The following is a 17,183-nucleotide window of genomic DNA, read 5'->3' on the forward strand; positions in this document are numbered from 1 at the left end:
TCATCCTCCGATCCTGCCGGTGAGGGCCAGCTTGAAGGTGCGGCCCTTGCCCTGTTCCGTTGCAGCCGTGGTCGACCATGCGCTTTGCGGGTCGGTGTAGGCGGTGTTGAAGACGTTATCGACGCCGAAATCGAGCTTGAGATTGTCGTTGATGGTCCAGTTGGCGAAGACATTGACGAGGTCGAAACCGTCGTCGACCACCGGCACGGCGTTGGGATTGGTGCGGCTGGTGCGCGTAATCTTGCCGACGCTGAGATATTGCGCGCCAACGGTGAGCTGGTCCTCCAGCATGCGCAAGCCGATCGTGGCCGAGAAGCGGTCGAGCGGCGTGTTGTTCAAGGCCTGGCCGGAATAGACCCCGCTGACGACCTTGGCGTCGATCAGCGCGCCGGCGAGGTTCACGAAACCCCAGTTGTAGTCGTAGACCATCTCGGCCTCGACACCCCTGAGGCGCGCGTCGCCAATGTTGATTGCCGTGCGCGGCAGGACGGTGAGGTCGACGTCGATGTAGTCCTCGACATCGGTGCGGAAGACGTTGACCTTGGCGCGCAGCCGGTCGCCCGCCGTCAGCACATCATCGTACTTCACGTTGATACCGGCCTCCCAGTTCTTCGCCGTTTCGGGCTGCAGCAGGAGATTGGGCCGGTAGCTGTCGGCGCCGCCATGCGCGCCGCCGCCCCGGAAGACATCCTGCAGGCCCGGTGCCCGGTAGCCTTCGGAGTAGGTGCCGTACAGCTGGAGGCCTTCGAACGGCGTGACACCTACGGTCAGGCGCGGCGACCAGCGGTCTCCGGAGATCGACGCCTGTTCCGGCGGCACGGAGCGGGTCTCGCCGTCGAGCTGGTAGCCGTCATAGCGCAGGGCCGTGATCACCTGCAGCCAGCTCTCGTATTCGCCCTGCCATTGCAGGAAGCCGCCATAACCCTGCTGTTCGCCGGCGCCGAAATGCGCGGCTTCCGAGGAGGCCTCGAGATAGTAATAGTCGAGCCCATAGGTCAGCGTGTGGGCTATGCCCCAGGCGTCGAAGCGCGAGGAGTTCTTCACGTTGAAGCCTGATGTCGCGACATCGTAGAAGCGGAAATTGCCGATCGCCGAGGTGGGCCAGGCCTGCGTCTGCTCGGCGCGGGTGCGGTTGTGATAGGCGTTGGCGCTGAGGTCGATCAGGTCGTTGTCGTCAGGCTTCCAGGTGTAGGCGGCGGTGTAGGTCTGGTTGGTCGTGTTGGTGTCGTAGCGGCTCAGTGTCGGCGAGGTCGAGCCGCTCGAACCGGTTATCTGGTCGTTATAGCGCTGCAGGATGGCGCCGAGCTTCAGCTCATGGCCGTCGGCCGGACGCAGCGTCGTCTTCAGATAACCGCTTGTCACGCGCTCGCCGGTCCATGGCACGGTGTCGCCATTGCCGTCGGTGTAGCTGTCGCGGTCGCGATAGATGAGGTTGCCGATGATGTCGGCATCATCGCTGAATCGGTAAGCGCCGGTGGTGCTGGTGGTGAAGCCGTCGCCATTGTCTTCATAGCCGAGCTTCTCGCTCAGGGCCCAACTCTCCTGCGGCTTGAGAAAATCGCCGGCGTCCTTGGTCTCGAAGGAGACGACGCCACCGATGCCGCCCGAACCATAGGCGTTCGACACCGGGCCGCGAATGACGGTGGCTTCCTTGATCAGGTCGGGTTCGACATAGAACGAGCCGGAGCCATGGCCGACGCGCCAGTAATCCTGGCGGGCGCCATCCAGCGTGACGACAACGCGGCCATACTGTTCCAGGCCGCGAATGTTGATGGCGGTCGCCGGGTCGTCGCCATTCATCGAGGCGGCGACGCCGGGCGTGGTGCGGAAAATGTCGGCGGCGGTGTCGGGTTGAATGCGGTCAAGCTCATCCTGGTCGACGGCGCTGATGGCGGCCATCGATTCGATGACGGCGGTCTTGATCATCGTCGCCGAGATGGTGATCACGTCGAGCATGGTCGCGGGCTGGCTCTGCCTGGCAGTGGCCGGCGCCAGGCGGTCGCTCTTGGCGGCGGCCTTTTTCTCCTGTTCCTGTTCCTGCGCGTTGGCGAAAGGCACGGCGCAGAGGCCGAGCACGAAGGCGAGCGCGGTGCTGGCCATCAAGGTCGTGTTTGTTGTCGTTGTCATGCAAGCCCCCAAGCAAATGCAAACTGCTGGCGGTGGCTGAACGGCCCTGGCTGGCATGATTGGAATCCCTCGACCCAAACGGTCCGGGCAGAGGTCACATATTAAAACATGATGACAAGAGTCAACTTTAAATTTATAGGCCAAGCCAGTCATCGAAAAGGCAAATGGACAGGAGTGAAACGATGCAGGGCAGCGTAGGCGAGGGCAGGCGGGGTCCATGGTTCCAGCGGGGCAGGACCCTGGCGATGCTGTTTCTGGCGCTGTCGGTGCTGGCACCGTCCTGCGGCTTCAAGGCGCTGGCCGCCGAGAGCGTTGTCGATGCGCTGGGACGAACTGTCGCGCCGGGGCCGGCAACGAGAATCCTGACGCTTGGCTCCGATGTCACCGAGATCGTCCATGTGCTTGGCGCCGGCGAGCGCATCATCGCGGTCGACCGAGGTAGCAAATATCCGCCCGAGGTGACCGAGAAGCCCAATGTCGGCTATCGCCGCCAGCTTTCGGTGGAAGGGCTGGCGGGCCTGCGTCCCGATCTGATCCTGGCGGCCGAGGACAGCGGACCGCCGGAAGCGGTGGAGGTGCTGAAGTCGCTGGCGATCCCGATCGTCTTCGTCCCGCAGGACAACACGCCAGAAGGCATCGAACGCAAGATCACGCTGATTGCCGCCGCGCTCGGGCTCGAGGACAAGGGCAGGGCGGTTTCCTCCGAGGTGCTCGCCGCCTTCAAGGCCGCCGCCGAGCTGTCCGAGAAAATCCCGCTGGAGCGGCGCAAGAAAGTGGTGTTCTTCCATGGGCTGGTGAAGTTGAGCGCCGCCGGCGCCGGCACCTCGGCCGACGCCATCATCCGCTATGCCGGCGGCCTCAATCCGATGGATGTCGTGCAAGGCTACAAGGCCGCCTCGGAAGAGAAACTGGTGGAGATGGCGCCCGATGTGATCCTGATGATGAGCGACGGCAAGGGCGGGCCGACGCCGGAGCAGGTCTTCTCAAACCGCGCGCTGGCGGCTACGCCAGCGGCGGCCAACAAGGCGCTGATCGTGCTCGACGGCGCCTACATGATCGGCTTTGGCCCGCGTACATCGGATGCGATCCGCGACCTGGCGAAGGCGCTTTATCCGGAAGGGTGATGCCGGCACCAACCCTTGATCCGCAGATGACGCCTCATTCGCCGAATTTCTCCGGATTGGCTGCTTCCCGCACAAACTTGCCGGTCCGGCCTGGAACATTGGCACGATATTCTAGTCCTTGCGGTTGACCGTAAACGCGTTCTCCAGCCTATAATTCTACTAAATTCATAGACTAACTGTGGGCGCCCAGCGCGCCTGTGGCATGGCCCGTGAAACAGGTGGAAAAGGGAGCGCATCGATGCCGAAGACAGAATCCAATCCGATCGAGCTTGGCACCAAGGCGGCGGACTTCCTGTTGCCCGACGCGCAGGGCGTATTGCACCGGCTGGCCGATTTCGACGCCAGGCCGGCCCTGCTCGTCGCCTTCATCTCCAACCGCTGCCCTTTCGTCGTGCTGATCCGCGAGCAACTCGCCGCCTTCGCCAGGGATTATGCGGCCAAGGGGCTGCAGGTGGTGGCGATCAACGCCAACGACCATGAGGCGCACCCCGAGGAGACGCTCGCCCGCATAGGTGAGGAAGTCGATAAATTCGGTTATTCCTTCCCCTATCTCAAGGACGCCTCGCAGCAGGCGGCCAAGGCCTATGGCGCGGCCTGCACGCCCGACTTCTTCCTGTTCGGCGCCGATCGCCGGCTGGCCTATCACGGCCAGTTCGACGATGCGCGGCCGGGCAATGGCAAGCCGGTAACGGGTGCGGATCTGCGCGTCGCGGTCGATACGGTGCTGGAGGGCGGCAGGCCTGCGGCCGATCAGGTGCCGTCGATCGGCTGCAACATCAAATGGAGCGCCGGCAATGAGCCGGTGTGGTTCGCGGGCGCGGCCCGTGCCGCCTGAAGCGGCCGCGGCCTGCCTTGAATCGATATCCGAGTAGCCATGCCCCAGCCACAACGATCCGTGTCCGACAGCTTGCATCTGCAGGCCGATGTGCTGGTGCTCGGCGGCGGGCCGTCCGCGGCCTGGGCGGCGGTCGCGGCGGCTGAGAGCGGCGCCAAGGTTGTGTTGGCCGACAAGGGCTATCTCGGCACCAGCGGCGCCACCGCGCCGTCCAACACAGGCACATGGTGCGTGCCGCCGGGCGACAACAGGCATGCCGTGGTCGAGCGGCGCTGGCAGCGCACCGGCGAGCTCGCCGACCAGCGCTGGATGCTGCGCTGCGTCGACACTGCCTACCGCAACCTGCTCAGGCTTTCCGAATGGGGTTATCCCTTCCCCAGCGAGGAGGACGGCCGGCTCTACATCGCCAATCTGCGCGGTCCCGATTACATGCGCTTCATGCGCCGCCGCGTGCTTCTGGCCGGTGTCACCGTGCTCGACCATCACCCGGCACTCGAACTGCTTTCGGACGGCGATGCCATCGTCGGTGCCGCCGGCGTTGCCCGGCAGGCGGGCCATGACTGGCGCGTCGATGCCAATGCAGTGGTACTGGCGACCGGCGGCTGCGCTTTCCGCGAGCGCATCCTCGGCGGCACCGGCCTGACCGGTGACGGCTATCTGATGGCGGCGGAGGCAGGAGCCAGCCTGTCGGGCATGGAGTTCACCGGCAAATACACGCTGGCACCGTACGGCTCCTCGCTCAACAAGGGGTTGCCGTTCCGCTGGGCCTCGTTCCATCGCGAGGATGGTTCGCCGATCCTCGGGCCGACAGGCGAGCCGTTGCGCAACGGCATTGGCGACCGCGAGGAAGAAGTGGCGCGCGCGCTGATCGATGGTCCGGTCTATGCGCGGCTCGACCAGGCCGAGCCGGCGCTGCAGGGCTGGCTGCGCCAGGGCCAGCCGAATTGCTTCGTGCCCTACGACCGCGCCGGCATCGACCCGTTCACCGAGCTGTTCCGTATCACCTTGCGCGCCGAAGGCACGGTGCGCGGCACGGGCGGCGTCGACATCGTCTCCGACGATTGCGCCACCGGCGTGCCCGGCCTCTATGTAGCCGGTGACGCGGCCAGCCGCGAAATCATGACCGGCGCGGTTTCCGGCGGCGGCGCCGTCAACTCATCCTGGGCGCTGGCCAGCGGCTGGTGGGCGGGCAAGGGCGCCTCGATCCATGCCAAGCGTCGCGGCGGCAAGGCGTTTCGCGGCACCGTGCAATCGCTCGGCCAGGCCGGCTTGAGGCCGGCAGCATCGCCGCGCGCCGACATTGCGGCGGGCGAGGTCATCGACGCCGTGCGCAACGAGGTGACGCCGCTCGAGGGGAATTTCTTCCGCAGCGGTGCCGGTCTCGATAAGAGCCGGGAGCGGCTGGAGAGCCTCTGGCGCGATGTGCGAGACCATCTGCAGGGCGAGGGGCTGGATCGGGTCCGCACACGCGAGGCGGCATCGATCGCCGCGGCCGGGCGCTGGTCGGTGGCTGCCGCGCTGCATCGCACCGAAAGCCGCGGCATGCACCGCCGCACCGACGTGCCGGGCAAGAGCCCTGATCTGGCGCACCGGCTGGTGATCACCGGCGTGGACGCGTTCCGCATTGCCGGCGCGCCCGAGCGGCTCGCGGAGCTGGCGTCATGATCGAGATCGTCTCCGCCACGCGCTGCATCGAGTGCGACATCTGCGTCAAGGTATGCCCGACCAATGTCTTCGACGCGACCGACAACGGTGCCCCCATTATCGCGCGACAGGACGACTGCCAGACCTGCTTCCTGTGTGAGATCTATTGCCCGACCGACGCGCTTTACGTGGCCGAATTCGCCGAAGGGCCGACCGGCATCAGCGAGGCGGAAGTCGAGGGGCGGCTTCTGTTCGGCTCCTATGCTCGCGCGCTCGGCTGGAAGCGGGGCAAGGCCGGCGGCTCGGAATTCGACCCGACGCACCACATCCGCGTGGCGCAATAGGAGGGGACAAGATCATGGACCGCATCGTCGTCAGCGACATCAAGAAAACCTTCCAGCTCAAGCCGGGGCAGTTCGTCACCGTCGACGGCGAGGCGACCGATCGCGTCACCGTGCTCGACGGCGTCGATCTGTCCATCCGCAAGGGCGAGTTCATCACGCTGGTCGGGCCGAGCGGCTCCGGCAAATCGGTGCTGCTCGACATCATCGGCGGATTGACGCAGGCGACCGGCGGGGACGTCCAGCTCGACGGAAGGCGGATCACCAGGCCTGATCCCAAGACCGGCTATGTCTTCCAGCAGTATGCGCTGTTCCCCTGGCGCACGGCGCTGGCCAACATCGAATACGCGCTGGAGGTGCGCGGCGTCGCCAAGGCCGAGCGTACGGCCACCGCCCGTCACCTGCTGTCGCTATTCGGCCTTGCCGGCTTCGAGGACCGTTTCCCTAACCAGCTCTCCGGCGGCATGCAGCAACGCGTGGCAATCGCGCGGGCGCTGGCCAGCAACCCTGAAGTGCTGTTGATGGATGAGCCCTTCGCCGCTCTCGACCAGCAGACGCGCGAACTGCTGCAGGGCGAACTGCTCAGGATCTGGGGCAAGATCAAGACGACGATCATTTTCGTCACCCACTCCATCGACGAGGCGATCTTCCTCGCCGACCGGGTGGTGGTGATGACCGCGCGGCCAGGCGCGGTCAAGGAGATCATCGACATCGACCTGCCGAGGCCACGCGACGGCGACATCCGCGCCAGCACCGCCTTCAACGATTACCGCGCCCGCGTCTGGGACGTGCTGCGCGACGAGGTCAACAAGGCACAGAAGGACTGGACGCTGTCGCCAGCCTTCAGCCATTGAGGAGCTAGCCATGGCCTACCTGACCGAAAAGCTTGGCCCCGCCATCGGTTTTCGCGGCGTTGCCGGGGCGGCGCCAAGGGCTGGCCGCGCCGCCAAGGCCCGAAGGAAGAGCGCGCATTTCGGCACTTTCGTCTACGGCTTGCCGCTGCTCGGCCTGTTCTTCCTGCTGTGGGAGATCGCGCCGCGGCTCGGCTGGCTCAACCGCATCTTCTTTCCGCCGCTGAGCGAGGTGATGGTGGCGTGGTGGAACCTGCTCGCCTCGGGCGTGCTGATCGAACATATCGGCATCAGCCTGCAGCGCGCCGCGATCGGTTTCGCGCTCGGCGTGGTGGTGGCCATTCCGCTCGGCCTCTTGATGGGACGCTATGCGCTGTTCGAGAAGGTCAGCGACCTCCTGGTGCAGACGCTGCGCAACACCTCGCAATTCGCGCTGCTGCCGGTGTTCATTCTTTTGCTCGGCATTGGCGAGGAATCGAAGGTGGCCATCACCTTCTACTCCTCGGTGTTCTTCCTGCTGGTCAACACGATCAGCGGCGTCAAATCGGTCGATCCGCTGCTGATCAAGGCGGCACGCTCGATGGGCACGTCCGACTTCGACCTGTTCCGCAAAGTCATCCTGCCGGCCAGCATTCCCTCGATCGTCGCCGGCGCGCGGCTGGCGGTCAAATCCTCGCTGTTCGCTGTCATCGGCGCCGAGATGCTGGCGGCCAAATCCGGCCTCGGCTTCCTCATCCAGAACTCGCAGCTGATGATGGAGACGGGCGACATGTATGCCGGCATCCTGACGCTCACCGTCATCGGGCTGACCGTCAACTACCTGCTCGTCTGGTTCGAGCGCTGGGCGACCGCCTGGAAAGGCCAGTCCGAGTCTTCGCTCATTTAAGCCATTCATTCCAATCAGGAAGGATTTTCCCATGACCAGCATCGCATTCGATGGATTTCGCCGGCTGCTCCTGAAGGGCGCCATTGCCGTCGTCATTGGCCTTGGCGGCATGCCCGCCTTCGCGCAGGACAAGCCCGATGTGATCCGCATCGGCAGCACCGCGCCCGGGCATCTCAAATTCATCCTCGCCCAGAAGGATGGCTGGTGGGACAAGGAATTCGCCAAGGACGGCATCAAGGTTGAATTGGTGACCTTCAATGGCGGCTCGGAGGCGACGACGGCGTTGGCCACCGGCGCCATCGAGGTGACCTATACCGGCAACAACCCGGCGCTGCGCGTCGCCGCGTCCGGCGCCGATGTCAAGCTGATCGGCCTGTCGAGCTATGTCAGGGCGGGCGGCTCCTACGTCGTCGTCAAGGCCAACTCGCCGCTCACGACCCTGCAGGACCTCAAGGGCAAGAAGGTCGCCTATCTCACCGGCACGGTGAGGCATTCGAATTTCAGCAAGGCGCTGAACAGCGTCGGCCTGACCACGAATGACGTCGAGGGGCTGAACCTGCCTTTCGAGGCCTCCGGCCCCGCGCTATTGCGCGGCGACATCGACGCCATCGTCGAGACGGACTCGACAGCGGCCAAGCTGGTCGACACCGGCGAGGCGCGGGTGCTGTTCGACACAAGCACGCATCCGGAGTGGAACGTGCCCAACGTCATCTCGGTCAACGGCGCTTTCGCGGCGAAATATCCCGACCTGGTCAAGCGGCTGCTGAAGGTCGATATCGAGATTTCGCGCTGGGCCGACGCGCATCCCGACGAGACGATCAAGACCTTTGTCGAGGCGACCAAATCGTCGGAGAAGTCAGTGCGCAAGACCTATGCCGACGGCGTGTTCCACCAGGATCCCAAACTCACCGACGACGCCATCGACGCCTTGAAGGGCGAGGAGAAATTCATGGCTGGCGCCGGGCTTTTGAAGGGTTCGATCGACTACGGCAAATGGGTCGACAAGAGTTTCGTCGACGCCGCCGCCGCGCAGGTCGCCGCCGTCCAGTAAGTCAGAAGCGTCGGGCGGCGCTGCGCCGCTCGTCCCGATCCGTCAGATTTCCGGGATGTTCTCCTTGAAGATCACCTGCAGCCTGGGCTGGTGCAATTCATAGGGGAGCCCCCGGACCGCATGGGTCAAGGTGTTGAGTGCTTCGCGGGCCTCGACGCGCGGGTTCTGGTCGATGACCGCGTCGAGCGTGCCGTCGAGCAGCAGGTCCTTGGTGCCGTCCGTCACCTCATGGCCGAGAAAGACCATGGATTGCGCACGGCCGCGCTCCTTGAGCGCGCGTGCGATGCCGGTGTTGCCGGCGCCGACATTGTAGATCGCGGCAAGGTCGGGGTGCCGCTCCAGAAGCGCCGATGCCTCCGAATAGGCCTTTTCGCGGTCGTCGAGCATCTCGCGCATCTCGACGATCTCGAGATTGGGGGATTCCTCGGTCAATATGTGCCGGAACCCCATCTCGCGTTCCTCATGGCCGCGATAAGACAGCGAGCCGGCGAACAGCGCCACCTTGCCGGGACGTTCCGGGCCCATGAAACGCTTGAGCAGATAGCCGGCCAGGCGACCCGCGGCACGGTTGTCGATGCCGATATAGGCGACCCTCGGCACATGCAGGATGTCGGAGGCGATGGTCACCACCTTGACGTCATTGGCCGACAGCGAGCGGATCGCCTCGCGTACCGTTGGATGGTCTAGCGCGATGACGCCGACGCCTTGCGTCTGGCCGCGCAGATCCTGCAGCAGACGGGCAAGCCGGTCTGGATTGAAGCCTTCAATCGTGGCGATGTGCACGTCGAGATCGGGGCGCGCCAGGGCCTGTGCCTCGATGTGGCGGTGCAGCATCTTGATGAAGGAGTTGGTGCCGGCCGGCAGCGCGAAGTCGAGCCTCATGACCTCGCCGGATGAGGGCCTCGGCGGTGCCCCGTTCGGACTTTCGGCGATGTAGCCGAGGCGCTGCGCCATTTCGAGCACGATGTCGCGCGTGCGCGCCCGCACGCCGGGACGGTTGTTGAGCACGCGGTCGACGGTGGCTGCGGAAACGCCAGCTTCCCGGGCTATGTCAGTCAGGGTGGAACGCACCGTCTTTCATCTCCTCAATGCATCAAGATCGTGCAATGCCGGCCGCCGGCATGATGGCGACGGCACCCGCTATCCGCGATTCTGATGGGAAATGATGTATCCGGCCTTGGCCGAAGCGCAAGCCGCCGGGCTAAATCAGGTCGCCTGACGGTTCGGAGCCGGGATGGGAAAGCACATTTCCCATCAATTCGAGGCATCAGGAGCGATGCATGGACCTTGGTATGACGCATTTCCTCGCCTTATTGCGATGTTGTGAGGTGTTTTGATTATTTATGATGTTGACAGCCTTCCGATACTGCCGTCAATATCCCTCATGGGCTCGTGGAGGAAACATTGAGCCCTGAGGGAGGAATTCCAATGTCTGATCTGATCCGCATATCGCGACGCCGATTGCTGGCGTCCGGAGGAAAGGCGGCGGCGTTCGTGGCCGCGGCCGGCATCGCACCGCAATTCATTCGTCCCGGCCGCGCCTTTGCGGCCGACGCGCTGGCGCCTGGCATGATCGGCGGCCCGACCGGTTTCGAGGGCGCCGAGCGTTATCAATACGGCGCGGACACACCGGAAGGCCGCGCCATCGAGGCCGCCAAGGCGCTGAAGGGCGCAGGCAAGGCGCCGGCTAGAATCGTGCTCGGCCTGTCGGACGGCTCGATCGGCCAGCTGACGCAGCCTTTCCCGGCCGGCGCGCCATCGATCAAGGAGCTGTGGGAAAAGGAAACCGGCATTCCGATCGAGATCGTCGGCCTGCCGAACGGCCAGGAATTCACCAAGACGATGCAGGATATCTCCACCAAGGGTGGGGCCTACGACATCTATTCAACCGAATGGAACCGCCTCGGCGACCTCGCCGAGACCGGCGGCATCGCCAAGCTGGACGACTTCGTCGCCCAGTACAAGCCCGAGTGGGACGATCCCAAGACCGGCTATGTCGACGGCGCCAAGGGCGTGTCGCTGCTCAACAAATATCGCGGCTCGAACTATGGCGTGTCGCTCGACGGCGACTTCCAGACCTGGGTCTACCGCACCGACCTGTTCGGCGGCGCCGCCGAGCAGAAGGCCTTCAAGGACAAATACGGCTACGACCTGGCGCCGCCGAAGACCTGGAAGCAGCACAGCGACATCGCCGCCTTCTTCCAGCGCCCCGACAAGGGCCTGTTCGGCTCGACCGACCTGCGCAACCAGGGTTGGGGCTACACCAACTGGTACCAGCGCTATGTCTCGATGGCCTCGCCCAACCAGTTCCTGTTCGGCGACGACGGCAAGCCGCTGATCAATTCCGAACACGGCATCGCCGCCACCAACGAATATGTGGAATCGCTCGTCCATCATTCACCGGATGCGATCTCATGGGGCTGGCCGGAGCAGTATGGCAATTTCGCCAAGGGGGGTGCCGCAATGACCTGCGCCTTCTCCAATCTGCCGAAATTCCTCGACAATGCCGGCAACAAGGATTCGGCCGTCACCGGCAAGATCGGCACGATGCTGCCGCCGGGACGCGAGATCGACGGCAAACTGATCAGCCGCTCGGTGCTGTGGTTCTCGCTGACCGGCATGGTCTCGTCGCAGTCGAAAAACCAGGAAGTCGCCTACCTCCTGCTGCAATGGCTGGGCTCGGCCCGCATCTATGCCTGGATGAGCGCCAATCCCGGCGGCTATCTCGATCCGTTCCGGCTTTCGGATTTCTCCGATCCGCTGGTGCGCCAGACCTATCATGCCTACCACATGGATGTGGTGCGCGAGACCGTCGCCCGCACGGTGCCGACCATCAACTATCCCGGCGCCACCGCCTTCCACAACGCCCTGGACGAAAACCTCATGGCCTCGCTGACCAAGGCCAAGACCGCTGAACAGGCGATGGCCGACACCGAAGCCGAGTGGAAGAAGATCGCCCGGCGGATCGGCGAGGACAAATTGCTCGAAGCCATCAGAACCAACAAGGAGGCCTGGCCGACCGTTCTCGATCCGATCAGCTGATCCGTCTCCCTGGATCAGAGCCGGAGGGGAGGGGCGAAAGCTCTTCCCCTCCGCACCAGAGCATGATCCCGAAAAAGTGGGACCCGGTTTTCTCGGACAAACGGTTTTCCGTTTGTCCAGAGATCATGCTCCCTCTAACGCCACCAGCAAAAGCAGCCAGATGAAGCGTTCCGTTCCTTTCGAGATATTCCGCTACGCTGCGATCCTCGCGGCGATGGCGGTGACGCTGGTGCCGATCCTGTGGATGGTGTCGATGGCCTTCAAGCCGATCGCCGAATGGTCGGCGACCGGTGTCGACCTGACCTGGTGGCCGAAGAACCCGACACTCAGCAATTTCCAGTTCGTCTTCGGCGAATCCACCAACAATTTGATCGTGGCGCTCGACCGCACCGCGCTGAAGCCGATCCTGTCGTCGCTGCTCTCGGCGGTGTTCGGCACCGCGATCGCCATGTCGGCGGGCACGGCCGCTGCCTACGGCCTGTCGCGCTTCGGCTCCGGACAGAATCTGCCGCTGGCGCTGATCCAGCTCAGGCTGTTTCCGCCGATGGCGGTGATGATCCCTGTCATGATCATGTGGTCGTTCCTGAACTTCACCGACAGCTGGTGGGGGCTGGCCCTGATCTACGGCATCGTCACCTTGCCGTTCGCCTTCTGGCTGATGAAGACCTTCTTCGACGACATGCCGCGCGAGATCGAGGAAGCCGCCCTGGTCGAAGGCTGCTCGCGGCTGCGCGTCTTCACCCGCATCACGCTGCCGATGATGCGCGCGCCGCTCGCGAGTGCTGCCCTCTTCGTCTTCATCCTCAACTGGTCGGACTATCTGATCGCGCTGCTTCTGACGACGCGCGAATGGGTGACGATCCCCGTCTACATGGCCTCGCTGTCGTCCTCGATGACCGGCCAGCTCTATGGTGCCAAGGCAGCGCTGGGGCTCATCGCCGCCGTGCCGCCGGTCATCATGGGCATCGCCATCCAGCGCCATCTGGTGCGCGGGCTGACTTTTGGAGCGCTCAAGCAATGAGCGCGGTGATTGCCACGATTTCGGAGGACGCGATGAAGGCCGTCCAGGCAAAGCCGGCGCCGCGCGATGAAGGAGCAAAGCTGGGCTTCCGGCTGACGCTGCCGGCGCAGATCCTGGTGCTGTTCATCTCGGTCTTTCCGCTGCTCATGCAGCTCTACATCAGCGTCACCGACTGGTCGCCGCTTTCGGGCCTCGGCTGGTGGAATGCCTGGGAGATGTGGAACAGCTTTGCCAACTATACGGACCTTGCCGCCGATGCGCGCTTCTGGAGCGCGCTGAAGCGCACGGCGATCGTCATGATCGTCTGCGTGCCGGCCGAATTCCTGCTGGGCCTGGCGCTGGCGACGCTGTTCGCGGACGATTTTCCGGGCAAGCGCATCTTCTATTCGATCCTGCTGACGCCGATGATGGTGGTGCCGGCGGTGGCCGGCTACATGTTCTTCATGCTGTTCCAGTCCGGCGGCCCGGTGAACGACATCCTGTCCGCCATATCAGGTACACAGGTCACCATCGCCTGGCTGTCGGACCCGACGCTGGCGCTGATCGCGGTGATGATCGCTGATATCTGGCAATGGACGCCGCTGATGTTCCTGATCCTGCTTGCCGGCCTGGTCGGCGTGCCGGAGGACCAGATCAAGGCGGCTACCTTGCTCGGCGCCAATCCTTGGCAGCGCTTCGTCACCATCGTGCTGCCGAAGATGAAGACCATCATCATCATCGCGCTGGCGATCCGCGTGATCGAGAACTTCAAGATCTTCGACACGCTCTACATCATGACCGGCGGTGGTCCCGGCGTCGCCACGGAAACGATCTCGGTCTACATCTACAAGGTCACGACGCAGGACCTGATCTGGGGTTATGTGGCGGCGATCGCGCTGGCCATCCTGATCGTCCTCTCCGTCGTCGCCGTGTTCGCCATGAAGCGCATGGCGCGGGCAGGGCAGGTGGCGGCATGAGCGCGATCCAGCTGCGCAATCTCACCAAGACATTCGGCGACTTCACCGCGCTGAAGACGATGGACCTCGACATAGCGGATGGCGAGTTCATGGCGCTGCTCGGGCCATCCGGCTGCGGCAAGTCGACCACGATGAACATGATCGCCGGCATGGAAGAGCCGACCAGCGGCAAGATCCTGTTTGGCGAGCGCGACATGGCCGGCGTGCCGATGGGCCGGCGCGGCGTCGGCTTCGTCTTCCAGAATTATGCCATCTTCACCCATATGACGGTGCGCCAGAACCTGGCCTACGGGCCAAGAATGCGCGGTGCGGCGAAAACCGAGATCGACCGACGCGTCGGCGCCATTGCCGAGCTGCTGCAGCTGACGCCGCTGCTCGACCGCAAGGCCGACCGGCTGTCGGTCAACATCTTGCAGCGCGTGGCGATCGGCCGCTCGGCGATCATGGAGCCGGCGATCTTCCTGCTCGACGAGCCGCTGTCCAATGTCGATGCCGCCTTCCGGGCCGTCATGCGCACCGAGCTGAAGCAGCTGCAGCGCCAGTTCAGGCAGACCATGGTCTATGTCACCCACGACCAGCTCGAAGCCATGACCATGGCCGACCGCATCGCCGTCATGGACCACGGCGTTCTGCAGCAGGTCGGCACGCCGCTCGAAGTCTACAACAATCCGGTCAATGTCTTCGTCGCCCGCTTCATCGGTGCGCCGGGCATGAACCTGCTCAAGGGCAAGCCGGCGGAGAGTGATCGCGGGCTTGTCGTCGATCTCGGGCCGCTGGGCATCACGCCGCCGCTGCCGGACGAGTTGGCGGCCACCTTGCGCGGTGCCAGTGGTGACGTGCTCTACGGCTTCCGGCCGGAGCAGGTGGCCCTGGCGCAGGACGGCCGCGGTCTTGCCATGCCTGTCACCTTCGTCGAGCGCATCGGCGCGCGCACAATCGTCCATCTCGGCCAGGGCGAGGGCGCCGTGAAGGCGGTCTTCGACAATGATGTCGGGCTCTCGATCGGACAAACAGCGGTTGTCGCGCCCACGGCGGCGTCGGTGCGCATCTTCGATGCCGCCAGCGGCCTTGCGATGAGGGTGGATTGAGCCATGGCCGACATCGTCTTCCGCAACGTGACGAAACGATACGGTGCAACGCTCGCCGTGGACGATGCGTCGTTCACCGTCAACGACAACGAGTTCTTCTGCTTCTTCGGGCCGCCGCTATCGGGCAAGTCGACGATGCTGCGCCTGGTGCTCGGGCTGGAGAGCCCGGACGCCGGAGAAATCCTGATCGGCGGCAGACCGGTCAACACGGTATCGCCGGCCGAGCGCAATGTGGCGATGGTGTTCCAGAACCTGGCGCTGTTCCCGCATATGAGCGCGCTCGACAATGTGCGCTTTCCGCTGGTCGAACGCGGCGTCGCCGAGCTCCAGATCAAAAAGCGCGTCGCCGACGTCGCGGCCAAGCTGCATATCGGCCACATCCTGCACAAGCCGCCGGCGCAGCTTTCGGGTGGCGAGCGGCAGCGCGTGGCGATCGCGCGTGCGCTGGTGCGCGATCCCAACGCCTATCTGATGGACGATCCGATCTCGGCGCTTGATGCCAGGCTTCGCGAGGAGACGCGTGTCGAGCTGAAGCGGATCCAGCGCGAACTCGGCAAGACGCTGATCTATGTCACCCACGACCAGGAAGAGGCGATGTCGATCGCCGACCGCATCGCCATACTGGAGAATGGCAAGATCCGGCAGATCGGTGCGCCGGCCGAGATCTATGACCGGCCGGCCAGCACCTATGTGGCGCGGCTGCTCGGCTCGCCTGTCATGAACATCCTGAAATCGGCGCGCGGCGAGGGCGGTGTCGAGGCGGCTGAAGGCACGATCCGGATTGCCGACAAGACTGCTCCTGCTGATGCCGTCGAGATCGGGTTGAGGCCGGAAGACATCAAGGTCAGACCCTGGGCGGACGGGGGCTCGGGCCGCCCGGCGCGGGTGTTCGAAGTCGAGCCGCTCGGCGGCTACACCGTCGTGACACTCGCTGCCGGGCAAGCGCGGCTGAAGGCGCTGTTGCGCGGCCAGCCCGACATCAGGCCTGACGCCATGGTGGCGATATCCTGCGAGGCCACCCGCGTGCATTATTTCGGACAGAGCGGAGGCGCGTTGTCGAGATGATTGCGGCCGCAAGGACAGAATTTCGGGAGGAAGACATGGCAGCCAAAGGCTTCGAACCGGACGTGAAGGTCCGCACAAAGGAATACAGGATCGGTTGCGTCGGTGCCGGCATGATCATGGCGGAGTGCCATCTCGCCGCCTACAAGGAGGCCGGCTTTCCAGTCGTGGCGATTGCGTCGCGCACGCGGGCGAATGCGCAGAAGGTCGCCACGCGCTGGGGCATCCCGACCGTGCACGACACGCCGGAACGGCTGATCGAGGACACGAATGTCGAGATCATCGACCTTGCCTTCCCGCCCGATCTGCAGCCGGCGCTGATCCGCCACGCGCTGAAGCAGAAGCACATCAAGGCAATCCTGGCGCAGAAGCCGCTGGCGCTGTCGGTCGAGGAAGCCGTCAAGCTGCGCGATGAAGCGGCGAAGGCCGGCAAGATCCTCTCGGTCAACCAGAACATGCGCTACGACCAGTCGATGCGCGTCTTGAAGCAGATCATGGACAGCGGCGCGCTCGGCGACATTGTCTTCGCGCAGATCGACATGCACGCCATCCCGCACTGGCAGACCTTCCTCGAGGATTACGACCGGCTGACGCTCGCCAATATGAGCGTGCATCATCTCGACGTGCTGCGCTTCCTGTTCGGCGATCCCGACGAGATCACGACGCTGACGCGCAAGGATCCGCGCACGACATTCGACCATCTGGACGGTATCACCGTCTCGACGTTGCGTTTCCCGTCCGGCGTGCTCGCGGTTTCGCTCGAGGATGTCTGGTCCGGCCCGCGCCAGGAGGGATACAAGGACGACCAGCACATCAACTGGCGCGTCGACGGCACGAAGGGTGTCGCCAAGGGCACGATCGGCTGGCCGACGGGTGCGGCCTCGACGCTGACCTATGCCTCCGCGGAAACCACCGGCGGCGAATGGGTCAGCCCAGGCTGGGACACGATGTGGTTCCCGCATGCCTTCATCGGCGTGATGGAGCAGCTGCAGCACGCGGTGAAGACCGGCACGCCGCCCGCGCTCTCCGTCGCTGACAATGTCAAGACCATGGCGCTGGTCGAGGCGGGATACCGCTCGATGGCATCGGGCCGAACGGTCAAGCTTTCCGAAATCGCTATCTGATCACCGCAACCGAAACACCAGACAACTGAAT

General features: G+C 64.4%; 15 protein-coding genes. 13 read left to right on the plus strand and 2 right to left on the minus strand.

Translation table 11 applies throughout. From position 1 onward, the window contains the following. Positions 1-2,127, minus strand: a complete 2,127-nt coding sequence (locus EB815_RS17680; protein WP_056571692.1) for a TonB-dependent hemoglobin/transferrin/lactoferrin family receptor — start codon at positions 2,125-2,127, stop codon at positions 1-3. Between the two features lie 182 nt (positions 2,128-2,309). Between EB815_RS17680 and EB815_RS17685 the strand changes: the two genes are divergently transcribed. The 7 genes from EB815_RS17685 to EB815_RS17715 all read left to right on the plus strand — a co-directional run bounded on the left by EB815_RS17685 (position 2,310) and on the right by EB815_RS17715 (position 8,859). After that, entirely contained in the window at positions 2,310-3,251 is a 942-nt protein-coding gene (locus EB815_RS17685) for a heme/hemin ABC transporter substrate-binding protein (RefSeq protein WP_056572144.1), read from the plus strand. 238 nt (positions 3,252-3,489) lie between these two features. Continuing rightward, a complete protein-coding gene (locus EB815_RS17690; RefSeq protein WP_056571695.1) occupies positions 3,490-4,086 on the plus strand; it encodes a thioredoxin family protein in 597 nt (198 codons plus the stop codon). Positions 4,087-4,125: 39 nt separating this feature from the next. Next, on the plus strand, positions 4,126-5,751 hold the full coding sequence (locus EB815_RS17695; protein ID WP_056571698.1) for an FAD-dependent oxidoreductase: 1,626 nt from the start codon (positions 4,126-4,128) through the stop codon (positions 5,749-5,751). Then, positions 5,748-6,074, plus strand: coding sequence for a 4Fe-4S dicluster domain-containing protein (locus EB815_RS17700; RefSeq protein ID WP_056571701.1), 327 nt, complete (start codon positions 5,748-5,750; stop codon positions 6,072-6,074). The genes EB815_RS17695 and EB815_RS17700 overlap by 4 nt, the downstream gene beginning before the upstream one ends. A gap of 14 nt (positions 6,075-6,088) precedes the next feature. Further along, complete coding sequence (locus tag EB815_RS17705) at positions 6,089-6,925, plus strand: ABC transporter ATP-binding protein (protein WP_056571703.1); 837 nt, start codon at positions 6,089-6,091, stop codon at positions 6,923-6,925. 10 nt (positions 6,926-6,935) lie between these two features. After that, entirely contained in the window at positions 6,936-7,808 is an 873-nt protein-coding gene (locus tag EB815_RS17710; protein WP_081294887.1) for an ABC transporter permease, read from the plus strand. Positions 7,809-7,839: 31 nt separating this feature from the next. After that, positions 7,840-8,859, plus strand: a complete 1,020-nt coding sequence (locus EB815_RS17715; RefSeq protein WP_056571706.1) for an aliphatic sulfonate ABC transporter substrate-binding protein — start codon at positions 7,840-7,842, stop codon at positions 8,857-8,859. Between the two features lie 42 nt (positions 8,860-8,901). Here the strand turns inward: EB815_RS17715 and EB815_RS17720 are convergent, their stop codons facing one another. Then, complete coding sequence (locus EB815_RS17720) at positions 8,902-9,930, minus strand: LacI family DNA-binding transcriptional regulator (protein WP_056571709.1); 1,029 nt, start codon at positions 9,928-9,930, stop codon at positions 8,902-8,904. A gap of 357 nt (positions 9,931-10,287) precedes the next feature. Between EB815_RS17720 and EB815_RS17725 the strand changes: the two genes are divergently transcribed. From EB815_RS17725 to EB815_RS17750, 6 genes are all read left to right on the plus strand, one after another. Further along, entirely contained in the window at positions 10,288-11,901 is a 1,614-nt protein-coding gene (locus EB815_RS17725) for an extracellular solute-binding protein (RefSeq protein ID WP_056571712.1), read from the plus strand. A 160-nt stretch (positions 11,902-12,061) separates the two neighbouring features. Beyond that, positions 12,062-12,922 (plus strand): carbohydrate ABC transporter permease, encoded by an 861-nt coding sequence (locus tag EB815_RS17730; protein ID WP_056571715.1) that lies wholly within the window; start codon positions 12,062-12,064, stop codon positions 12,920-12,922. Continuing rightward, positions 12,919-13,878 carry a carbohydrate ABC transporter permease gene (locus tag EB815_RS17735; RefSeq protein WP_056571718.1) on the plus strand — a complete coding sequence of 320 codons (960 nt, stop codon included), beginning with the start codon at positions 12,919-12,921 and terminating at the stop codon, positions 13,876-13,878. Before EB815_RS17730 ends, EB815_RS17735 begins: the two co-directional genes overlap by 4 nt. After that, positions 13,875-14,966 (plus strand): ABC transporter ATP-binding protein, encoded by a 1,092-nt coding sequence (locus tag EB815_RS17740; protein ID WP_056571721.1) that lies wholly within the window; start codon positions 13,875-13,877, stop codon positions 14,964-14,966. The genes EB815_RS17735 and EB815_RS17740 overlap by 4 nt, the downstream gene beginning before the upstream one ends. A 3-nt stretch (positions 14,967-14,969) precedes the next feature. Then, on the plus strand, positions 14,970-16,031 hold the full coding sequence (locus EB815_RS17745) for an ABC transporter ATP-binding protein (RefSeq protein WP_056571724.1): 1,062 nt from the start codon (positions 14,970-14,972) through the stop codon (positions 16,029-16,031). 35 nt (positions 16,032-16,066) lie between these two features. Continuing rightward, positions 16,067-17,152, plus strand: a complete 1,086-nt coding sequence (locus EB815_RS17750) for a Gfo/Idh/MocA family protein (RefSeq protein WP_056571727.1) — start codon at positions 16,067-16,069, stop codon at positions 17,150-17,152. Positions 17,153-17,183: the final 31 nt, after the last annotated feature.

The organism is Mesorhizobium loti (assembly GCF_013170705.1).
Lineage (GTDB): Bacteria > Pseudomonadota > Alphaproteobacteria > Rhizobiales > Rhizobiaceae > Mesorhizobium > Mesorhizobium loti_D.